Genomic DNA, 19,968 nt, shown 5'->3' on the forward strand with positions numbered 1-19,968 from the left:
GGTGCTCCTTCGACGGTGTGGGAGTTATGCTACTCGATTTGACAGGAGTTTGGCAGCCGCCGCCAAGATCAGTCGGCGATTAGATTGCTGTTAATTGCTACTTTGCGCCCAGCAACGGACAGTCTGGAAACGGCCCCAGCTCTGCCTGCGGTCGGTGCAGACGGGATAACCGATCCGACCCTCTTCTTATAGTCCTCAATCACCTCGACAACAGCGTTCAGCACCGGTTCAAATCCGCCGAAGTTGATGGTGGCCTTGTTCACGGCCACCACCTTGCTCGCGAAAGTCTTTTTGGAGATGTGAGTCGCCCCGTCCGTTTCTTTCAGCTTTATATCGAATTTCTTACCCTCGTAGGGCTTGTCCAGCAGGGCTTGTTCGAAGAGTTTCTCAAAGGGGGTATCGGCCCCTCGAATCTTCGGAATGGGTATCACGTAGAGGTTGGACTCCAAGAAGTACCAACTGTCCGATCCATCGACTTTCTTTTTCGTGACGTGCTGTACGTGCTTAAATAGGTCTTTCGAGCCTTCGTCCGAATCGACCACCATGATGACAGGATGTTTGCCGCCACTCTTGAAGCCCTTAATGCGGGCCGAATACATCCTTGCCAGTTTAGTAAGATCGCCGCAGCCTCCGCCCAACTGCTGAACAGCAGCCGAGCTACGGGTGTATTTGAAGAGTTTGATTTTCAGTTCGCCCGCTGGACTGGTGAGGGCTGGATACTTGGCTGCGAGATTGTGAAGCGCGGACTTGATGTAGATATTGTCCGTGACGCCTTCACAGAGAACGACAGGTCGTTCAGCGCCGTATAGGTCGGCATAATTCAGGAAGCGCTCAAAGAGCTTGAAACTCGCCCACACCTTCTGTGGAGGCGCCTTGGTCTGCTCGTCCTTTTCGTCGGGAACCTGACGTACCTTCGGTCCTCGCCCGCGGACTTGGTGGATAAAGGCCAGTCGTCCACGGAGCTTGGCAAGCGAGAAAGGCCGTTTGGTCCCATTGACCTTCACGTGGCATGAGCCCTCCATAAACAGGTGATGGCACATAGCCGCGACGGTCGCATAATAGTCCGAAGCGATGTTGACCTTCTGGTTGACGACAACCCCGGTCACATCCTGCCGCGAGTAATAGCACTGCATACGCGTTTTGGCGTGATTTAGCTCGAATCCGGCCCGAGCTATCATCTTCACAAGCTTGGGGCCGGCCTCCCAGAGGTTGATGCTGCCATTCACACGGCGTCCGATTGCTGACGGGAAGAGCTGTTCGCTGGTCGAGAACGTAATGTCGTCCGCATAGCGCGTGTAGGTGCAGTGGTTTTGCCTCGCCAGCTCGTTAAGGCGAATGTCCATGACGCTGGCGATCAAATTGGAGATGACAGGCGAGCACGGGCTCCCCTGGGGCAGCTGGTTGTCGATAGATGCAATCTGCGTTAGGACGGCCGCGACCTTGCGCTTGAGCGCAAAGTCCTTGTGCTTAGTGAAAAAGCCGAAGACCCGCCCAAAATTGATCGCTGGAAAGAAGTCCTTGAGATCGACGTTAAAGACGTATCGCTGATCCCGGTGATTTTCGCCGTTGGTGATGATGGAGAGCTTTTTCTTGAATCCATGGGCGAGAATGCAATTGCGTTTCTTGACCCGGCTCGCCTCTAGCTCCTGTTCGATCAGCAGCAAATCCTTAGCAAGACGCTTTTGAACAGCCTTCAAGGTCTTGTGCGGGGCACGAATGATCCGGTCGCCGCCCGATTTTTTGGGGACGGTAAACTCATCGTATTTGGAAACATCGCTGAGTTTATACAGGGCATAGGAGATGTGCGCCGGTTTGAGGTCGAGAATTCGCGCAACATCGGTCAGAGTGTCCGCTTTTTTGTACTGCTCCAGTTTAAGCGAAACGATTGTCATAGGAGGGGCGGCTTGCGGATACTCCTATGCGATGTAGCATAATGGACCATAACGTATCGCCCTCGTCGCATTCTCCGGGAAGCACTAGAGCCGTCTTGCTTTCACCTGTGAGGAACCCCCACAGAAAAATCTATCCGCAAGCCGTCGTTCAAAGATCAGATCGGAAATGGTGACGCAAGGGGGTGCGACCCCAGTCCACAAGTAGTTAAGAATCTCCGGCGAGAACGCGACTGTGAGGCACGGCTAAAGCATCGAAAGCGCTATTTCTTAGTAGCTCGGAGAACAGTCGGAATGCGGCGGTAAGCCGATAGCAAGTGTGGCTCATCTCAGCGTCAGCTTCTTGGGCAAAGGCAATGTCTGCCTAGCGACCAAATTGCCGTGGACTTCTGTTGCCGAAACCTTGACTTTTGCGTCTGCTTTCGCAAAACCACAAACAGGCTAGCGGCGCCCGAGACGGGGGTCGAAAAAGCTGACAAGGCAAATTTTGCCCTTAGAGGGGGACCAGAATGGCAGCTTACCGCCGAGCGCTCCCCAGAACCGGACCGTCGGGACTCGGCCCAATTTTTGACATTCAGTCAGACGGTCCCGCAATGCGCCGACGACAATTCTTTCTCTGACATGCCTCAGTTGGCTCCACTTTGCATTCTGTTAGAGCTTCGTCGAAGAACATTCCTACCGCTAACCCAAAGATGATCGTGGAATTTTGCTAGCCACTTTCTTTGGCAAGTGGCTTGGCTTCAATCGCTCCGTGAGGATAGGTGCTTTGCTTCAACTTTAGTTGGCGACGCTCTTGATGCCAGATGCGACCGCTGCGTTATCAGCGGATTGGGTGATGCTGTTGAAAAGGACACACGCACTTTCTTTTTTGCGGAAATTAAACCCTAAGCAGGATTTGTCGTTTGCACATTGCAGTATGCAGTCGGGATATCGGAGCGGAGAGGTCCAATAGGCATTGCCAGAAATTTCCGTTTTTGTGGCGAACACCAAATTCGAGTAGCGCAAATTGCTCTCGACCACTTTTTTTGCGGCCATGATCGACTCTTCGCTTTTGACCAGTAGCGATGCGTCCCCTTTCATGAAACAAGCTCGAAATTTTGTGTTATAAGTAACCGCTAGACACCTGAAGTCGGTATCGCAGGCGGTTTGACACTGCTCAGAACTCACGTTCCTAGTTGGCATATCCGGCAGGTCGTTTCCGATCGCGTCCCACCCTGACACGACAACAAATCCACTATCTGCATCGACCTCTGTCGCAGGAGTTTCTACGCGGACAGTTGCGGCCTGCTCTCGTGACTGGTCAGGAATGATGTCTGAAGACGCAAATGTGCGACCATCCAGCCACGCGCATCTTGTTGCGAGATCGACGGCGGATGAATCATTAAGGCCGACCAACTGAAGCGTCTGAGCAGCAGCGCCAGGCCCGGCTGGTGGCGCTGTCGGGGCAGAACGAGCTGCCAATGATACATTTACGTCTACGCCGTTCACACTCCGCCGAGAGTAACACCACGCTCGGTCCCAGGTTTCGTCGTTCTCATCCTTGAAGTGGTGACCTGTGATTAACTCCCAAGTGGTGCCTTGGAACTCGACGTTCTTGGTGGCGAACTTGTTGAAGTCGACGGTCACCACGTCAGGCCTGGTAGGGACGTCAGCCTGGGGCGCCTGCTCCTGAATTGGCTTTGGAGTTGGAACAGGAATAGGCGGCTCATCTTTTGGGGAGGTGAGATCGCTTGGCTGCTCTATGGTCGGCAAAGCTGCCGGCTCCGGCAAGGTTTTGTCCCCTAGACCAAGATTGATGCCTAGCCCAATCCCGACCGCCGCCACTGCAATGGCTCCGCCAGTCGCCATTCGGCGAAAGGCGGTCGCTCGGGCTGTCTTCTCTTGGGCCGCGGCTTGAGCCTGCAAGGTTGGAATCGCTGACCTTTTGACGGCGAGATCGACGGCTTGCTCAAGCAGGGTGGTGTTATGCCGGACGAGCACTTTTGCGATCCTTCATTGATACCGTCACGAGGTCTGAGACCTCAGGCGGCAAATCCTGGTCGAGGGCCTTGCGAAGAACTTCGGGGTCGTCGGTGAAGAGCGGAACGTAGAGGATCTCTTTGACGATTTTTTCGACAGGCACCTCTACCCGCTTCTCAATCTCTTTCTCTACCGTAACTTCGACCGGTACCTCGACCGTTCGAACCCGCCGCCAGCGCCAACTCAAAAGCATTCTGCGGAGCAGCCTGGAAGTCTTGCTCTCTGAATTGTCCTCTTCTCGGGCGGCAATGCGCTGGAGCGCTAGAGCGACCATTGCCGTAATTGGTCCCGCGAGCGCGGCGATGAGCGCGAGCGAGCCGAACCAAATCACAGAGATTATTCCGGCCTGTGCCTCAGTCACCAGTTCAGGTTTGCTGCCGTACCACCGTGAGGCAATACGGCGGACCTGATCTGTCCGCGCCATTGGGATCCGCTCCTTGGCAAAGGCGCTGAGGGCTTTGGCAATCTGGTCCTGTCTGACCTGGTTTTGCGCCGAGGTGTTTGCCTTGTTGGCTTCTGCCGTCTGGGCATCTGCGAGCCGTTTGCCCGCTTCATCCAATCGACGCTGCCAAGCCGCGGCATCACTATCGCGCGTTTGCTCCAGAGACGAACGCCTATCGACAAGCTTCTGCCTCTGGTCAGTAGTCATAGGAGGGCTATTTGCCCGCAAACGATCGAAATTTTCGCGCAGCGCAGCAATCTCTTGATCGAGCGGCTCAATCCGAGTGTCGAACTTGGTGATAATTTTCGTGCGGGGGTTGGCAAGTTTAGCCACTTCCGATTCTAGCCTGCATGCCGAGTCGCTGTCGCCTGAATCGCGCGCCATCTTGATACGTTCAACAAAGCTGTCGCGTTGGCGCTCAAACTGATCGACAGCGTCTTTAACTTCGCGATCACGCTGTTGAATCAGCGCCGATCGAACGGCATTTATCTCATCCACTTGATCGCGAACACCCGAGGCCTCTGGAGTAAGGGCTGTCGTTCCCTCCAATTCCGCATTGGCCTCGGCAATTTGCGACTGAGAGGTCGCACGCGATTTTTCTGCAAGAGAGGTCAGCTGCTCAATTTCGGAACGGGCTTGATCGACCTGATCGGCTCTTCGACCAAGTTCGTCAGCAGAGGCGAGCTTTGTCGCTTCCTGCTCAAGGGCATCAATCTTGTTTACGAGCTCCTCATAACGCAGCTGACGCAATGCGCCTGCCCTCTCCATCCCCATAAAGACAGTTTCGAAAGTGATGCCTGCAAGAACCAGGAGGAAGACCAAGATTATGGGCTTCCAGAGCCAAGACGCGCTGAAAAGCAGTGTAGCTATCGGTATCTTGGTGAGCTCCGCGATTGCCACCATGAGAAAGGGTGCACTGGCGAGCGTCAAATCCATTGCAGTGACAGACTCGCTTGCAGAAAACGCTTGTACGCCTAATGCTACACCTGTCGTAAGACCAATCGCTGCGGCCGCAATCTCTAGGGCCCAGGCACCACGGTAGGTCCACTGGCCATAGCTTGCCAGCTTTTGACTCATCACAGTCTGCATTTTACTCGCCCCCCCGACAGGGCAACATCACGCCTTGATCGCCTGCCAGCATACACTTAACGGTTTTGAAAGTCTTAGTTAAGGCGTCTTCTCTCTATTGTCATTGTCACAATAACTTTTTCTGCCCTTCAGATATAGAATACCTCGTCAAAAAATGGGGTTAGCAGACCGCGTCGCCCATGCATGGTCTTCGTTGGATCGGTGTAAGCGGAAAGCCGAACAGGCAGTAGCGCGCTTACTCCGTTACATTTCAGCTAGCAGAGTGTTTCGCATGGGATCCCATCCTTGTCGCGATCGAGTTTTCCGCCCCATGAGCAGTTTTGCAGGTACCAGTTGGCTTCGTCGCAGGAACCGATCTGCTTGCACGTTCTCCGCGGCTCGCAAGAATAGCCGCTCTGCGCGACCAGCTTACGGCTGATGATGCCCAGCGGGCGACTCGACGGCGCCGCGCCGTCGGCGTGCGCAGCGCGCCATTCCCAGGGTGCCTGAAACGTCCCGGCCCACAGGCCGATCTTTGAGGCTTGGGCTTGCGCCTGCTGCCCCGCATAAGCGCCCTGGCTGTAGTGAGGCCAATCCAGCGCCTGGCCGTGCTTGACCATCCAGGCGGCCACGCCCGCGCCGTCGGCGCGCCTACAATCGCCGACAAAGCGGTGGTAGCGGTCCCACGTCACGAATGTGCATTCGAGCGGCCTCGACGCGGCCAGGAAAGTGTCCAGCGCTTCGGCCGATCGCCGGCCGCAAGGATACTCGGCGCCATTCGCATCGCGGCACAGCTGCCGGCTCTCTGGCGCGTCGATGCCGTTGAAGCGGACGCGCTGGCCGTGGATTTCGATCGTATCGCCGTCAATGACGGAAGCGACACCGGTAAGCGAGGCGGGCGCCGCCCTTCGTGGGCTGGCCTTTGATGCATCGTCGCTACGTTGCGCGCCCGACGGCGCCAGGAAGGCGGCCACCGCCGCCGCTGCCGTAAGACCGAGCATTGCCGGCACGCTCGCAAGTTGGCGCCGCCACAGCTTGGCACCGGTGGGTTTCTGCCACCGATTGGATCGATATTTGCGGTATGGCCTACTCATCCGCTACGCCGACCAGCCCGGCCATGCGCTGTCGACCATGGGCAGGCCGGCGCAATAGTAATCGTCAAGGAACCGCCCGGTGGACCGGTCGCGGCAGCGCCAGATAACGCTGTAGTTCTGGCCATAGAATTGGTCCCACGCGACGCCATAGGTTTGTGGTGGCGGTGGCCGGTAATATGTTCCGCCTCCATAGCCGTTGTTGGCAGCGACACCCACAGCTGCGCCGCCGACAGCCGCGATCGCTATGCCTGTCGCGACAGCATTGTCGGTTTGCACAAGCCGGGTGCACTTCTCTGCTGTTGCGCCCCTGCGCACTAGAAGGGCCGCTACCCTGCTACGATACTGTTCGTCCGTGCTGCTGGCGAGAACGTGACATAGCGCAACGGTATTCATTGCCGTGAGATCGCTGTCCGACACGACAGCGCTCGTAGAGCAGCCGCTGACGCACAGGGCTGCACTTGCGATGAGTGCTCCAATTTTCATGTGAATCCCCCAAACAAATATTGGGGCGAGTCCGACCTAGAAGTCCAGAGTTTTGTTTTTCACTTTGCTACGATTCACAGCATGCTGCGGCTAGCTGGCATCCACTGCAACCAACCCTTCCGCCGGTCGTTGACTGATGCTGGGTTGATCTCAGCCACTCCAGAACTTGCCCGCTGGCTCAAAACCGGCGGGCTTTTTTTCCGCGACGCCGGAAGGCTCTATCTCGCCGCATGTTGTGGTACATCGGCACGCCGTCATCGGGCCGTGCCGTTGACCAAGGTGATCCCTCCGCCATGGTCGGCCGGCGCAGCCTTGACCGTCCGCGCGGGCCATCCCAATCAAGCCCGCTGGCTTCGGTCGGCGGCTTTTTATTTGATGCCCGGCGCCGTCGGCTTGGATCTAGATCCTCGCCAGTGCCGGATTTGAAGGTAAGCTGCCGCGGTATGATCGCACTTCGCGCGGGACGGACCATTGGTGTGCAGCAAGAGCGCCGAGTTCTTCGGCCAAGATTCTGCACTAGGCCGAGGTAGGTGAAGGCAGATAGCTATCCGGTAATCGCTGAGATATTGGAGATAATGTTCCCCATGGAGGTGTGTACCAGTATTATAAGTTTCAAACTTCATGTACGAACGCCGTGGACGAGCTGCTGTGTGCGCTTGCCGTAAATCGCTTCCGCGAGTTCACAGTCGGAGGTTGGCTAGGACCCTAACGCGATAGCTTCAACGGCCCCCTTCGCGATGAACTCCTCAACGAGACGCGGTTCACGTCCCTGGCCCAGGCCCGCGCGAGGCTCAATGTATGGCGCGCCGATTACAACGGCGCGCGTCCGCACTCGCACAGCGGATGGCAGACACCCAACGAATGTGCATCGACCTTCAACCCGCGACGGTCGCTCGCGCTGCGCAACGTGAAACGCTCCGCGCCAGCACCCGTCGCGTCCACCGGCCATCAGGGCAAATCCACCCCCGGAAACGAACTCACGACTGGATAAAATTTGGGGGAAACGTCAGGGCGGCCATAACTTTGCAGTCTTCAGACGCGAGGCGGCCTACAACAGCGCTGCCCACCATGCTTGTGGCCCGCGACCCACACGGCTTTTCCCTTCAGAGTACATTATGCTTCCTTCATGATTACCGATGTCTGCATGACCTTGAGGTCTTCCCGCACCATTTCCGCGGCGAGCTCGCGCACGGATGTCTCATGCACCCAGCCGAGCTTCTCCTTCGCCTTGGTGGCATCGCCCAGGAGAAGATCGACTTCCGTGGGGCGGAAGTAGCGTGGGTCTACCTGGACTAGGCATCTGCCGGTCTCGACATCATAGCCCTTTTCGTCGACTCCCTCACCACGCCATTCGAGCTCAACGCCGACATCTTCGAAAACCCATTCGACGAATTGGCGGACAGGGGTCGTCTTGCCCGTCGCCAGCACGTAATCATCCGGTTGATCCTGCTGCATCATCATCCACATACCACGCACGTACTCACGCGCATGGCCCCAATCGCGTTGAGCATCGAGATTGCCGAGATAAAGCTTGTCCTGCTTGCCGAGGTAGATAGCAGCGGCGGCGCGGGTGATCTTGCGCGTCACAAAAGTTTCGCCGCGCAGTGGGCTTTCATGATTGAAGAGAATGCCGTTGGAAGCATGGATACCATAGGCCTCGCGATAGTTGACCACGATCCAGTAGGCGTAGAGCTTGGCGGCGGCGTAAGGGCTGCGCGGATAAAAGGGCGTTGTTTCGTTCTGCGGTACGGATTGCACGAGGCCGTAGAGCTCTGAAGTCGAGGCCTGATAGAAGCGGGTCTTGTCCTTCAGACCGAGGAGGCGGATCGCCTCAAGAAGTCGCAATGTTCCGATACCGTCGGCGTTTGCTGTGTATTCCGGCGTTTCGAACGACACCTGGACATGGCTCTGAGCGGCCAAGTTGTAAATCTCGTCTGGCTGGGATTCCTGAACTACTCGGATGAGATTAGTCGCATCAGTGAGGTCACCGTAATGCAAAATTAGGCGCGGATCGGGATCGTGCGGGTCTTGGTAGATGTCTTCGATGCGACCCGTGTTGAAGGAAGAGGAACGTCGCTTAATCCCATGAACGACGTAGCCTTTTTCCAGCAGAAGACGCGTGAGATAGGCACCATCCTGTCCCGTTATGCCCGTAACCAGAGCAACTTTCCTGTTCTCGCCCATTTTCTTCCTGCTCTATGGTAGTTGAAGTTTCGAATCTGGCTCGCCACACCGGCGGCAGGCCTCATACCCTATGGTAGGATTTCGACAGATGCGGCGCGGAGCTCGTCATTGACAGTGTCAGCCAGCGAGCACACCTGCTCCTGCTTGGAGGCATAGCAAAACAGAGTCTCGCCGCTAACCTGCCTAAGTCGCACATGCGGCCTGAGTGCCGAACTCAGCTCACGGGGTGAGCGACATAGATTTCAATCACGTCGCACCCGATTTGCTCATCAATCAGCGAGTTAGGACGCCCTTCTGGGATTCTATATCCGTTCTCAAGCACGCACAGTCGGTTGCATAGCCGCTCCGCTTCTTCCACGAAGTTGGTGGCCAGTAGAATCGTATTGCCCTGCGCCAGCAGGGCACGTAGCCGTTCCCAGATAAAATGGCGAGCATGTGGGTCCAAGCCACACTAGAACTCTCCACCATCCCTCTTTTGCGCTGACCAAGTAATCTTTGCCTGCTTCAGCGTCTTCTAATGGAAATTGTTTTGATCAGTGAAATCGATTGTTTGGATGAGGTGCATCCATAAAATGGATTGTTTGACAGGGCAGCGCGGCACATCGGCGGCACAAAGTCGTGGGCGCGAGGTTTCGCTCCGCGCGAAGACAAAGTTCGTGGCAGTCGGGGCTTTGGGCGAACCGCACATCTGAGACGGCGGCGAAAAGCCGGGTAGGGCATTACGTATTGACCTCCAAGGAATTTCGGGCGCGCTAGCTCGAAAACGGTGGCTGGGCTTCAACGATGGGCGGGACGAGGCGACCATCAAACTGTGTTTCATATTGTAGGCGATCGCAGTGCGGCGAATTTGAACGGCCGCCTTTGCCAGCCCTCGCCATCGCATCCGGCTACAGGTGCCGAAGATCTTCTCGATCCGAGTACAAATTCTGTGGATCGGTTGGTTCCAGGCGTCGAGCTTTCGGCCTCGTCGCGCCCCCACATAGCGGTTGCGACGATGCGCGGCCTTCCACCCTTGGCGCGCACCGCGTCGCCGAGATGATTGCCTCGGTAGGCGCTGTCGGCAAACACTTCGCCGGGATTGTCGGGCAGAGCATCAGGAACGGCGTGCCGTCCTCGGTGTGGGCGCCGTGACGGCGATCTCCTCGACAAGGGCCGTATCGGCGTAGGCACCGAAATGGGCTTTGAAGCAATGAAACGCTGGTCGGCGCTTGTACTTGACCCAATGGCCCTCTTCATCATCTTCGCTGGCCGAGGCGATGATCGCCGCATCGACAGGCGTGCCGATCTTCACCTGGATCGCTGAACTGGCGGGTGATCTCGGCGAACAACAGGGTCATGAACCTCAAGGGCCTGTCGAAAACGGACGAGAGCGGGTTCGCACAGGTGTCGGCTCTGACACCGAGAACCCGCAGAACCGTCGGAACGATCCTCCACATGGCTGCAGACGCCAAAATTCCTCTCCCGGCCATCGCGTGCCAGTCGCTCAGTCCAGCCGGCTCGAAAGCTATCCGGCAGGAGTTGCGCCATGTTGGCGCACTTGAAAGCGTCAGAGAGCGCCGTGTCGCATCTTTCGATGGGACCGGACGCCATGATGGCCATAAATGACGTGGATGGCCTGCGCCTGACATTCGACGGCTGGCGGGTCCTGCACATCGGTCCTTCAGGAAACGCCCGCAAATGACATGTTACGTTGAGGCAGTTAAGAATTGGACTTGAAAAAGGGACTTTGTGGACTGCCTCGACCGGCTGTTTCGCTTAGCAAAGCGCGGCCCCACGTCAGCAGAGGCTCATGGTCAAGGAACGGCTTAGTATCCATCACATGGATGGGCCACATTCACGCAATCAATTTTACACATGTCGCCTGGCGCATTAGAGAACGCTGAATTTAAACCGGAAGCGAGTGTACCCGGCGTCAAGATTTGCGAGCGTCACAGAGATAAGGATAGGCAGTGCTGAGGGAGCTCTTCTGCCCCACGCGCAGCCTCTACCAAATCGCCCGGCGTAACGGTCGACTAGTATCGATTAAGAGATCCCAAGCCAGATGCAACCTCGTCTCTGAAACGAGATTTCCGAAAATGCAGGTCAGTGGATTGGTAAAGCGCAGGTTCGTCGTCTCTCAGAGGCGTACGGGGTTCGGTGATTGTCTGTGGTCGCTGGCGGCCGCTTGGCGCTACGCTCAGCGGTCGGGACGAACGCTAGCCGTCGACTGGCGCGGGTCCTGCTATCTCGACCAACCCTTCACAAATGCCTTTCCGGTGTTCTTCCAACCGATCAATGACATCGCTGGCGTACCGGCTATTTGCGACGACCGGATCAACGACTTTTCCTTCCCGGGTCCATTCTTCCCGGAGTGGTGGAATAGGCCAGCGATCGACTGCCTTTACCGCCCAGATGAGCAGATTTTCCAAGAGCGCGACGAGTTGGGCGAGCTCTTTCAGGCCGAACACGATGTCGAAGCGAACACAGTAGTGTGTGACGCTTGCTTGATGTGGCGCTGCGATGAGGATGCCGAGCGGCAGGTCTTCCAGAGTGTCAAGCCTCGGTCTGAAATTCAAACACGCATAGATGCCATTTACCAAGAATGTTTTGAGGGGCACAGCATCATCGGGGTTCATGTTCGACATGGTAACGGTGAAGACATCATGGACCATGCGCCCTACTGGGCCGATCCGGAGTTCGCCGTTCGACAAGTGTGCACTGCGGTTGATAAGGCTAAAGCGTTACCGCACCCCAAGCCTGTGCGGCTGTTCTTGTGCACGGACAGCGCGCAAATCCTGGAGCATCTGTCGGCCAGGTTTCCCGATCTTCTCACCGTCCCCAAGCATTTCCGATCCGATCAAGACGGCCCCTTACACACTGCAGCACTTGGGATGGACGGCGCAATTTCCGCCCTCGTTGAGATGTATCTTCTCGGGCGCTGCGATACTGTAATTCGGTTTCCTCCGACGAGCGCCTTTACACGATATGCACGCCTTTTCGTACCGCGGGTAATTGAGTTCGATCTGAAGGACCCAAGTCGTTTGATTTTGATAGAAGGCAGCCAAAGAATCTCTCATCTTGATTAAGACCGCTACCTGGGCAATTCGGCAAATGGAACGAACAGGCATAGAGACATCGACCGCAATCCACGAGAGGCGGGCCATGGCATACGTTCAATGTCCCGCAGCTGCTCAGCTTGATCCGCACGCTTGAGGATCCGGACACACTGCAGCAGTTCTTGGCTCCATTCGGGACTGTTGCCGACGTCGATGAAACCAACGGCCTTAGGGCACGAATACAGAATGACGAGATCATTCATCTGCGGCCGTCCGGCAACGCGCCAGAACTTCGCTGTTACTCGGAGCGCCGCAAGACCATCCTAGAGCGACGGCGGTCGTGACGCTGACGCTAAGGGCGCGGGCAATGACGTCCAGAGACGAAATCGAGGTTGTTTAATGAAAGTGGTTCCCGTCATCATCAGCGGTGGAGCCGGATCGCGGCTATGGCCCGCTTCGAGGCAATCGCACCCCAAACCTTTCCTTAAAGTAGCAGATGGACATTCTCTCATTCAGCACACTGTGCTGCGCGTCGGTTCGATAAAGGGCGTAGTGGAACTCGTCGCCGTGACATCTGGGGAACACCTCTTCCTTACCAAGGACGAGTTCGACGAACTAGATTCCGTGGTCCTGCCACGCACCTTTCTGCTCGAGCCTGAAGGCCGGGATACGGCCGCAGCCGTTGCGGCAGCCGCCATCCATGCCAAGGCAACGCAAGGCCCTGACGCGATTCTATGCGTCTTCCCAGCCGATCACATGGTTGGCAACCTGCCTGCATTTTTAGACGTCATGTGCCGGGCCATCGAACATGCGAAGCTCGGGCGGATCGCCACATTGGGCATCACCCCAACCAGACCGGACACGGCATTCGGCTATATCGAAGCGGATGGTGAGAAAGTCGTCCGTTTCGTTGAAAAACCGGATCTGGACACAGCCAAAGCCTATGTCGCGTCCAAGCGCTTCTTCTGGAACGCCGGCATTTTCTGCTTTAGCGCACAAACCATGCTCGACGAGATGGCATCGCATTGCCCCGCGGTGATCCAGGCCGTCTCCGACAGCTACCAGAACGGCCGCTTCAGTCAAGGCGAAGGCTTTGCCAAAATCGAACTCGCGCCTGAGCATTTCGGCTCCGCCCCGCGAATCTCGCTCGACCACGCTGTCATGGAGAAGACGAACAAACTTGCCGTGGTTGCCTGCGACATGGATTGGAACGACATCGGATCCTGGAACGCAATGGCCGATTTGATCGCCCCCGACGAAAGCGGGAACAGGATACGCGGCGATGTGCATATGGTCGACACGACCGGCAGCTATGTGAGCTCCGACAAGCGCGTCATCGGCACGGTCGGTGTCAGCGATCTGGTGATCGTCGATTCCCCGGACGCTTTGCTTGTCGCATCCCGCGACCGCGTTCAGGACGTCAAGAAGCTGTTCGAGGGCCTCAAGGCTTCAGGACATGAAGCTCACCTGGTCCATAGCACGGTACACCGGCCGTGGGGTACCTACACGGTTCTTGAGGAAGGCGAGCGCTTCAAGATCAAACGCATCGAGGTGAAGCCCGGTCGGCGGCTGAGCCTGCAGATGCACTATCATCGTTCGGAGCACTGGGTCGTGGTCAGCGGCTCCGCGAAAATCGTCAATGGCGAGCAGGAGTTGTTCCTGGCGACAAACGAATCAGCCTACATCCCCTGCGGCCATAAGCATCGGCTGGAGAACCCAGGCAGAATTGACCTGGTGATCATTGAAGTGCAGAGCGGCGATTATCTCGGCGAGGATGATATCGTTCGCTTCAACGACGTATATGGTCGAACGTAGATTTCACCCGCATGACGAGAACGGTCAACGTGTCGCTGACTAATTACCAGTAGGAAGGCCGTCTGCCCACTCAGGACCGGATGCTTGTGGAATCGGGAATAGACCACGGCAGCGGCGAATGACCGCAATCGGCATCAGGGTGGGACAAATCAGCCGGAAAGGACCGGAGAGCATAGTAACGCAACACAGTCCCACTGTCGAATAGCCTTTGATATTTCTGACTTTCCAAGCACCCTCAGGGCCCACCAAAATTATATCGGCTTATGGCCGGCTTCGCTCTGAAGTGGGCCAAATCGACCTCGCTATCCCCGCAGCACTTAGTTTGACTGTTTTCGCATGAAAACGAGCAAGGACAGGGGGAGGGCGATCTTGTGCTGGCTTCTATGTCCAATCTTGCTCCTGTTCCTCGTCAGGTTGTGTGCAGCCACATAGCGCGGCTATCGCGAGGCTGGAAGGCCTCCGATCGATAGGTGCGGCGAACGGCGGCAACGAGTTGCGAATAGGAGGGCTGAGCGTATGATCGAGAATACCGCAGCTGCGGTCTAGCGCGAAATGCAGCGTCTGTGACTCATCGGTCATTGCAGCGCGATGAACCGGAAATCATGACCCTAAGCCGCCCTTCATCAGCCCACCAGCGCCCAGAAGAAGGCGAAGATCCGTCACAATGCCTACCTGTACAAGGCTTCAAGCAGTTCACCGCGAATGTGAAGACCGCCAGCCATTGCTTCTTCATTTTCGGCCATTCGCTCGCTACGAATGACGACCACATCCTTAACCGCATAGCGCGTGGCAAGTTTCGCAAGCTCTGTGTTGGCATCTATGGTGAACCAGCATCCACGGATAACCAGCGGATCATGAACCACGCGAACGAGCTAGCGGTGCAGCGCAACAAAAAATTGCCGCTTGATGTCGTCTTTTATGATGCTGCTACAGTTCATGTCTGGGGTTTAGGCTTAGAAGCGGAATGACTGCCAACCAGGTCATCGAGCCGGAAACTGACCGGCCGGTCGGCCCAAAAATGACATTCAGTTGCCTCCAGCCTTTCGACACGAGCCACTTCACGATCTCGCGATTGCCAGCTAGCGGCTTGTTGCTCGAGCTGCGCGATCCTAGTCTGTGGTCGCTATGCCTCAGCAAGAAGAGTCCGGTTCCTAGCCGGGCGGAGGCGCAACGAGATAGCCAGCTCAGGACAAGGAGAGCAAGCCATGGTCGCTTTTACCCTCAATGGCGAGGCGCGAACACTCGACGTCGATCCAGAGATGCCGCTGCTCTGGGCGATCCGTGACGGCATCGGACTCACAGGAACGAAATTCGGTTGCGGCCTTGCCCAGTGCGGCGCTTGCACGGTTCACGTTAACGGCATGCCGACGCGCTCGTGCCAGACCGCAGTCGGCGACATCGAAGGGGCCTCGATCACCACCATTGAGGGCGTGTCGGGCAAGATCGGCGAAACGGTCCAGGCCGTGTGGGCCGAGTTCGACGTACCTCAATGCGGCTATTGCCAGTCTGGCCAGATCATGTCGGCCGTGGCCCTCCTGACAGAGACGCCGAAGCCGACGGACGATGATATTGATTCGGCGATGAGCGGCAATCTCTGCCGCTGCGCCACGTATCATCGCATCCGCGCGGCCATCCACGAGACCGCCAACCGGCTGGAGACTTGAGGCATGTTGCAGTTTCTCCCGAAGCATAATGCCGTGGGGCCCACGCGCCGCCAGTTCCTCCTCGGCACGGCCGTCACCACCGCGGGCCTCGCCGTGGGCTACCGGCTAATGATGGCCGCGCCCGCCAACGCACAAACGACGCCTGCAGCGGTCCAGGCGAACCCCTTCCAGACCTATGTCGAGATCACACCGGAGAACCGAATCGTCATCCACTCGTCGCAGTTCGAGATGGGACAAGGCTCCTATTTCGGCATCGCCACCCTGGTTATGGAAGAGCTCGACGGCGCCTGGGCGCAGGTCCACGTGGTCGGCGGATATGGCAATACCGCGCTCTACGGCAATCTCGCCTGGGGCGGGGCCGCGCAGGGAACCGGTGGCTCCACGTCGATGAGCTCGTCGTGGGAGCGCTACCGCAAGGCGGGTGCTGCCGCACGGGCCATGCTGGTGGCGGCCGCGGCGCAGCGGTGGGACGTGCCAGCCGGCGAGATCACAGTCGCTTCCGGGGTCGTGTCGCACGCCTCAGGGATGCAGGCGCGCTTCGGTGACCTGGCTGAAGCCGCAGCGGGAATACCGGTTCCCGACGACGTGCCGCTAAAGCCGCGCGACAAGTGGGCCCAGATCGGATCGGACAGCCTCAAGCGCTACGATTCCGCCGGCAAGACCAATGGCGCGCAGACCTACACGATCGACCTCAAGATGGATGGACTCAATACGGCCGTTATGATCCATCCGCCGAAGTTCGGCGCTGAGATCGAGAGCTTCGACGCCTCCAAGGCCAAGGCACTCGACGGCATTGTCGATGTCGTCCAGACGCCGCGCGGCATTGCCGTGGTCGGCAGGGACATGTGGACGGCGCTCAAGGGCCGCGATCTCGTGGAGGTGACCTGGAACGAAGAGAAGGCCGAAAGGCGCGGCACGGCCGAGATCATGGCCGAATACACTAAGACAGCAGACGATCCGGGCGCGGCCACCGCGCGCGACGACGGTAACACTCCCGCAGCGTTGGCCAGTGCTGAGAAAGTCATCCAAGGGCACTACGAATTCCCCTATCTTGTCCATGCTTCGATCGAGCCACTCAACGCGGCCGCCCGAATCAACGAAGACGGCACCATCGACGTCTGGGGCGGACACCAGATGCCCGACCTTTATCAGGCGGCTGCCGCTCAAGTAGGCGGCACCACGCCGGACAAGGTGAGGCTGCACGTGATGAAGACCGGCGGCAGCTTCGGCCGCCGAGCGGTCTCGGACGCAGATCTCATTATCGAAGCTGTTTCCACAGCGCGTGCACTGGGACCCGGCAAGCCAGTGAAGGTGCAGTGGACCCGCGAGAACGACATGCGGGGTGGGCGGTACCGGCCGGCCTATGTGCACGCAGTCAAGGCGGGGCTCGACAAGGAAGGCAATGTCGTCGCTCTCCATGACCACATCGTGGGCCAATCGATCGCGGGCGGTTCGCCCTTTGCGGCGATGATCGAGAACGGCATCGATCCGACCTCCGTGGAGGGCGCCACCAACCTGCCCTATGCGATCCCGAACCTGAAGGTCGAGCTGACCACCACGGACGTGAACATCCCAGTGCTGTGGTGGCGTTCGGTAGGCTCCACCCACACCGCTTACGCAATGGAAACCCTGATCGATGAGCTCGCCGCCGCTGCGAACCGTGATCCGGTCGACTTCCGCTTGTCGATGCTCGGTCACCATCTACGGCATGCCGGCGTGCTGAAATTGGCTGCTGAGAAGGCAGGCTGGGACAAGCCTCTGCCGGAAGGCCGTTTCCGCGGTGCGGCCCTGCATGAAAGCCTCTCGACCTATGTCGCCGAGGTGGTGGAGATCACCTTCAACGATGGAAATGATTTCAAAGTCGACCGCGTCGTCTGCGCGGTAGATTGCGGCACCGCGATAAATCCTGACCAGATCCGCGCTCAGATGGAGGGCGGTATCGGCTTCGGGCTAGGCGCGATCCTCCAGGAGGAGCTGACCCTGACGGGCGGTGTCGTAGACCAAGAGAACTACGACACCTATATGCCGCTCAGGATCGAGCAGATGCCGCGCGTCGAGGTGCACATTGTGCCCTCCGACGAGCCGCCCACGGGCGTTGGCGAGCCGGGTGTGCCGCCGATCGGCCCGGCCGTCGCCAACGCGCTACGGGCGGCGACGGGCAAGACGATCCGCAAGCTGCCGATCATAAAGAACTTGTCAGCATAGCCGGGAATGACACCATGAAAACGGCCGCGATGAAGATCGCGGTCGTAGGTCGTTTTTGAACGCCTCCTGACAGGCGATCACTTCCATTCGATCAATTTCCGGCGGCTGCCCGGTCCAATATCCGGTTTAAAGACGGTAACCCGTGTTCTGAACGACCGCAGACGGTCGTTGGTGCTGGTAGCACTAAAGAACCGCTTTCGAGACGCAAATTCCGCACGCAAATGTCTCGAAAGGGTCACGCTAGAAACTTTGTACCACCTAGTTGCATGTCTGCTATCGCTTTCTGGGCGCGAGAAGCGGCCGGTCCTCTGACGGCCCCATAACAGGACATTGATGTCTTCGCGCTGAGCGTCAGCAGTTGGCGCTACCGCGACCTTCTCAGGAAGGCTGCACACCGACGCGATCTTCCTTTCGCCTTGCGCAAACCTCTCTTCCGAGTGCGGCGTTCAGTGCGTCGGCTTGGTGGACTGAGGCACTTCTGAGTGGGACAACAACATTGAAAACATTGGAAAAGATTTGAATGCTCTGAAGTCCCACTGATCTCTTACCAATTGATTTTTATGGCTTTCTGAATACCCTCCGGGCCCACCATTGGCTTTTGTGGCCGTTGATTTAATTGGATTTTTTGGCCATTTTTGTCCCACCTCTTTCAACCCTCTCAGAAAGTGGGACAATTTTGTTCTCTTTTCGATCGATAACCAGCAGGTATTTCGCCGCTCTCGCTACCTTCCGGCGACGCGCTTTCTTAATGTAGTGGTCGGGCTGCTGGTACGTAGTCCACCCATATATCGCCTTCAGCTGCTCGTGCGTCGCGCCGTTCTCAGCGGCGATCGTCGCGCCGGCCTTGCGAATTCCATGAGCACTGCAGTGCGGCAGCTCAGCTTGATCACACCACTGGCGCATCTTGTTGCCCAGACCGTTCTCCGAGAACGGGCGACCATACTCATTGACCAGGAAAGTCATCTGGTCGGAGGGCGTGTGCTCAAGTTCCGCCTCTAGTTCGGGCAGAAGCGGGAGCTCCACCAACACCGCATCCTTGTTACGACTGGTCTTCCCAGGCTTAATTCTGATCCACTTCTCCCACTGCTCGGTCTCCTCGTTGTAGACGAGCGTGATGTGCTGTCGACCGAAGATCGCGACGTCGGACAACCGCAGGCCAGTAAACATGAAGATCGAGAGCGCACGTCTGGCTGCGGTACCCAGCGGATGCCGCTTCTCATATTGAACGATCTCCGACACGTCCCATGGGTGCCAGCCGTCGCCGCTCTTTAGCCGTCTGATGCCGCGGGCGGGATTGGAGTCGACGCCCGGAATCTCTGTGTCCTTTGCCCACTCAAACATCGCGCTGATGGCTTTTACGATATTGTTTGCCGCGCCAAGGGCGTCGAGCCTGGTGTCCCTGATCTCCTTAACATGAGACCGTTTCATACCGGCGAATGGCAGAGATCCCTTGGTGGGATACTGAGGATCCGGGTCACCTTCGAGGGGATGAGGTAATTCGCATACGCGCTCCAGAATTGCTCGTCGGCGCGCCATAGTGTCTTGGGTGATTTCCGTGCCGCCCCGACGGTAATACTCCTGGCAAAGCCACAGCAACGTTCCTTTCTTCGCTGGCTCGGAAGGCTTGGGGAGGCGCCGGCAAATCTCGGGAAGAGTGCCGGGCCGAACATAAGTGACCTCGGCGCGCGCGCACCGCAGTTCCTCGAGGAACTCGTCGCTGCCGGTCGGTTCACGGAGCCGGACCTTCTTCCGACCCGGTGCGCGAAAATAGTACCGATCATTGCCGTGGCGATCAGTGTCCTTCACTACGCCCTTAAGATCGACCTTCACGGGCTCATCCGTCATGTTCGTGGTTTTCGATCCCAAGGATTGTCTAGTGGCGGCGAATCTTCGTCAAGCTTTGGTGCTCCTCCGATTTGGCGGTGAGGGAGCTTTCGAAACGCCAATACAAGTTCCTCGACGTCCCAAACAATGCGCCCCTTGCTCGGCATTCGTGGCTGCGGCATCCGGCCGTCCTGGACCATTTCATCAAAGGTCGTTGAGCTTACGCCGATGAACGTCGCAGCCTGC

At 57.6% G+C, this 19,968-nt stretch carries 15 protein-coding genes and 2 pseudogenes; 7 read left to right on the top strand and 10 right to left on the bottom strand.

Translation table 11 applies throughout. The features are described from left to right. Positions 1-68: 68 nt before the first annotated feature. The 5 genes from NKI67_RS22800 to NKI67_RS22820 form a co-directional block, all read right to left on the bottom strand. Positions 69-1,892 carry a retron Ec67 family RNA-directed DNA polymerase/endonuclease gene (locus NKI67_RS22800; RefSeq protein WP_352646880.1) on the bottom strand — a complete coding sequence of 608 codons (1,824 nt, stop codon included), beginning with the start codon at positions 1,890-1,892 and terminating at the stop codon, positions 69-71. A gap of 774 nt (positions 1,893-2,666) precedes the next feature. Then, positions 2,667-3,869, bottom strand: a complete 1,203-nt coding sequence (locus tag NKI67_RS22805) for a PAN domain-containing protein (RefSeq protein WP_352646882.1) — start codon at positions 3,867-3,869, stop codon at positions 2,667-2,669. Then, entirely contained in the window at positions 3,853-5,439 is a 1,587-nt protein-coding gene (locus NKI67_RS22810) for a hypothetical protein (RefSeq protein WP_352646884.1), read from the bottom strand. Before NKI67_RS22810 ends, NKI67_RS22805 begins: the two co-directional genes overlap by 17 nt. 254 nt (positions 5,440-5,693) lie before the next feature. Continuing rightward, positions 5,694-6,419, bottom strand: a complete 726-nt coding sequence (locus NKI67_RS22815; RefSeq protein WP_352646886.1) for a thermonuclease family protein — start codon at positions 6,417-6,419, stop codon at positions 5,694-5,696. Between the two features lie 96 nt (positions 6,420-6,515). Then, the gene (locus NKI67_RS22820) at positions 6,516-6,788 is read right to left on the bottom strand and encodes a hypothetical protein (RefSeq protein WP_023680062.1); all 273 of its coding nucleotides are present in this window, start codon (positions 6,786-6,788) and stop codon (positions 6,516-6,518) included. Positions 6,789-7,707: 919 nt separating this feature from the next. Between NKI67_RS22820 and NKI67_RS22825 the strand changes: the two are divergent. Further along, positions 7,708-7,986 (top strand): annotated as a pseudogene (locus NKI67_RS22825) (integrase core domain-containing protein); the annotation flags it as partial. Positions 7,987-8,108: 122 nt separating this feature from the next. On the opposite strand, the gene gmd reads toward NKI67_RS22825, so the two are convergent. From gmd to NKI67_RS22840, 3 genes and pseudogenes are all read right to left on the bottom strand, one after another. Then, positions 8,109-9,179 (bottom strand): GDP-mannose 4,6-dehydratase, encoded by a 1,071-nt coding sequence (gene gmd, locus NKI67_RS22830; RefSeq protein ID WP_023718702.1) that lies wholly within the window; start codon positions 9,177-9,179, stop codon positions 8,109-8,111. A gap of 131 nt (positions 9,180-9,310) precedes the next feature. Further along, positions 9,311-9,627 (bottom strand): annotated as a pseudogene (locus tag NKI67_RS22835) (nodulation factor ABC transporter ATP-binding protein NodI); the annotation flags it as partial. A gap of 645 nt (positions 9,628-10,272) precedes the next feature. Beyond that, positions 10,273-10,470 carry a hypothetical protein gene (locus NKI67_RS22840; protein ID WP_352646888.1) on the bottom strand — a complete coding sequence of 66 codons (198 nt, stop codon included), beginning with the start codon at positions 10,468-10,470 and terminating at the stop codon, positions 10,273-10,275. A 234-nt stretch (positions 10,471-10,704) separates the two neighbouring features. On the opposite strand from NKI67_RS22840, the gene NKI67_RS22845 reads away from it, so the two are divergent. Together NKI67_RS22845 and NKI67_RS22850 are read left to right on the top strand one after the other, a co-directional pair. Continuing rightward, positions 10,705-10,860, top strand: a complete 156-nt coding sequence (locus NKI67_RS22845; RefSeq protein ID WP_352646890.1) for a hypothetical protein — start codon at positions 10,705-10,707, stop codon at positions 10,858-10,860. A gap of 394 nt (positions 10,861-11,254) precedes the next feature. After that, positions 11,255-12,244: a nodulation protein NodZ gene (locus NKI67_RS22850; protein ID WP_352646892.1), complete on the top strand. Its 990-nt coding sequence runs from the start codon at positions 11,255-11,257 to the stop codon at positions 12,242-12,244. A gap of 5 nt (positions 12,245-12,249) precedes the next feature. On the opposite strand, the gene NKI67_RS22855 is transcribed toward NKI67_RS22850, so the two are convergent. Beyond that, positions 12,250-12,477, bottom strand: a complete 228-nt coding sequence (locus NKI67_RS22855) for a hypothetical protein (protein WP_352646894.1) — start codon at positions 12,475-12,477, stop codon at positions 12,250-12,252. Positions 12,478-12,613: 136 nt separating this feature from the next. Here NKI67_RS22855 and NKI67_RS22860 point away from each other — a divergent pair, with 136 nt between their 5' ends. The 4 genes from NKI67_RS22860 (at position 12,614) to NKI67_RS22875 (ending at position 17,898) form a co-directional block, all read left to right on the top strand. Next, positions 12,614-14,029, top strand: coding sequence for a mannose-1-phosphate guanylyltransferase/mannose-6-phosphate isomerase (locus tag NKI67_RS22860; protein WP_352646896.1), 1,416 nt, complete (start codon positions 12,614-12,616; stop codon positions 14,027-14,029). 602 nt (positions 14,030-14,631) lie between these two features. Continuing rightward, complete coding sequence (locus NKI67_RS22865) at positions 14,632-14,997, top strand: DUF4917 family protein (protein WP_352646898.1); 366 nt, start codon at positions 14,632-14,634, stop codon at positions 14,995-14,997. Positions 14,998-15,234: 237 nt separating this feature from the next. Next, positions 15,235-15,693, top strand: a complete 459-nt coding sequence (locus NKI67_RS22870) for a (2Fe-2S)-binding protein (protein WP_352467057.1) — start codon at positions 15,235-15,237, stop codon at positions 15,691-15,693. A gap of 3 nt (positions 15,694-15,696) precedes the next feature. Continuing rightward, positions 15,697-17,898 carry a xanthine dehydrogenase family protein molybdopterin-binding subunit gene (locus tag NKI67_RS22875; RefSeq protein WP_352646900.1) on the top strand — a complete coding sequence of 734 codons (2,202 nt, stop codon included), beginning with the start codon at positions 15,697-15,699 and terminating at the stop codon, positions 17,896-17,898. 612 nt (positions 17,899-18,510) lie between these two features. On the opposite strand, the gene NKI67_RS22880 is transcribed toward NKI67_RS22875, so the two are convergent. Then, positions 18,511-19,728, bottom strand: coding sequence for a tyrosine-type recombinase/integrase (locus tag NKI67_RS22880; RefSeq protein ID WP_352646903.1), 1,218 nt, complete (start codon positions 19,726-19,728; stop codon positions 18,511-18,513). Between the last annotated feature and the right edge of the window lie 240 nt (positions 19,729-19,968).

It is taken from the genome of Mesorhizobium sp. M0408 (genome assembly GCF_040321495.1).
Taxonomy (GTDB): domain Bacteria; phylum Pseudomonadota; class Alphaproteobacteria; order Rhizobiales; family Rhizobiaceae; genus Mesorhizobium.

Bases quoted from the DNA above. Each gene is read 5' to 3' on its own strand.
- NKI67_RS22800 (WP_352646880.1), bottom strand. From the start codon at position 1,892: ATGACAATCGTTTCGCTTAAACTGGAGCAGTACAAAAAAGCGGACACT.
- NKI67_RS22810 (WP_352646884.1), bottom strand. From the start codon at position 5,439: ATGCAGACTGTGATGAGTCAAAAGCTGGCAAGCTATGGCCAGTGGACC.
- NKI67_RS22815 (WP_352646886.1), bottom strand. From the start codon at position 6,419: ATGCTCGGTCTTACGGCAGCGGCGGCGGTGGCCGCCTTCCTGGCGCCG.
- gmd (WP_023718702.1), bottom strand. From the start codon at position 9,179: ATGGGCGAGAACAGGAAAGTTGCTCTGGTTACGGGCATAACGGGACAG.
- NKI67_RS22845 (WP_352646890.1), top strand. From the start codon at position 10,705: ATGTTGGCGCACTTGAAAGCGTCAGAGAGCGCCGTGTCGCATCTTTCG.
- NKI67_RS22850 (WP_352646892.1), top strand. From the start codon at position 11,255: ATGCAGGTCAGTGGATTGGTAAAGCGCAGGTTCGTCGTCTCTCAGAGG.
- NKI67_RS22855 (WP_352646894.1), bottom strand. From the start codon at position 12,477: ATGAATGATCTCGTCATTCTGTATTCGTGCCCTAAGGCCGTTGGTTTC.
- NKI67_RS22860 (WP_352646896.1), top strand. From the start codon at position 12,614: ATGAAAGTGGTTCCCGTCATCATCAGCGGTGGAGCCGGATCGCGGCTA.
- NKI67_RS22865 (WP_352646898.1), top strand. From the start codon at position 14,632: ATGACCCTAAGCCGCCCTTCATCAGCCCACCAGCGCCCAGAAGAAGGC.
- NKI67_RS22870 (WP_352467057.1), top strand. From the start codon at position 15,235: ATGGTCGCTTTTACCCTCAATGGCGAGGCGCGAACACTCGACGTCGAT.
- NKI67_RS22875 (WP_352646900.1), top strand. From the start codon at position 15,697: ATGTTGCAGTTTCTCCCGAAGCATAATGCCGTGGGGCCCACGCGCCGC.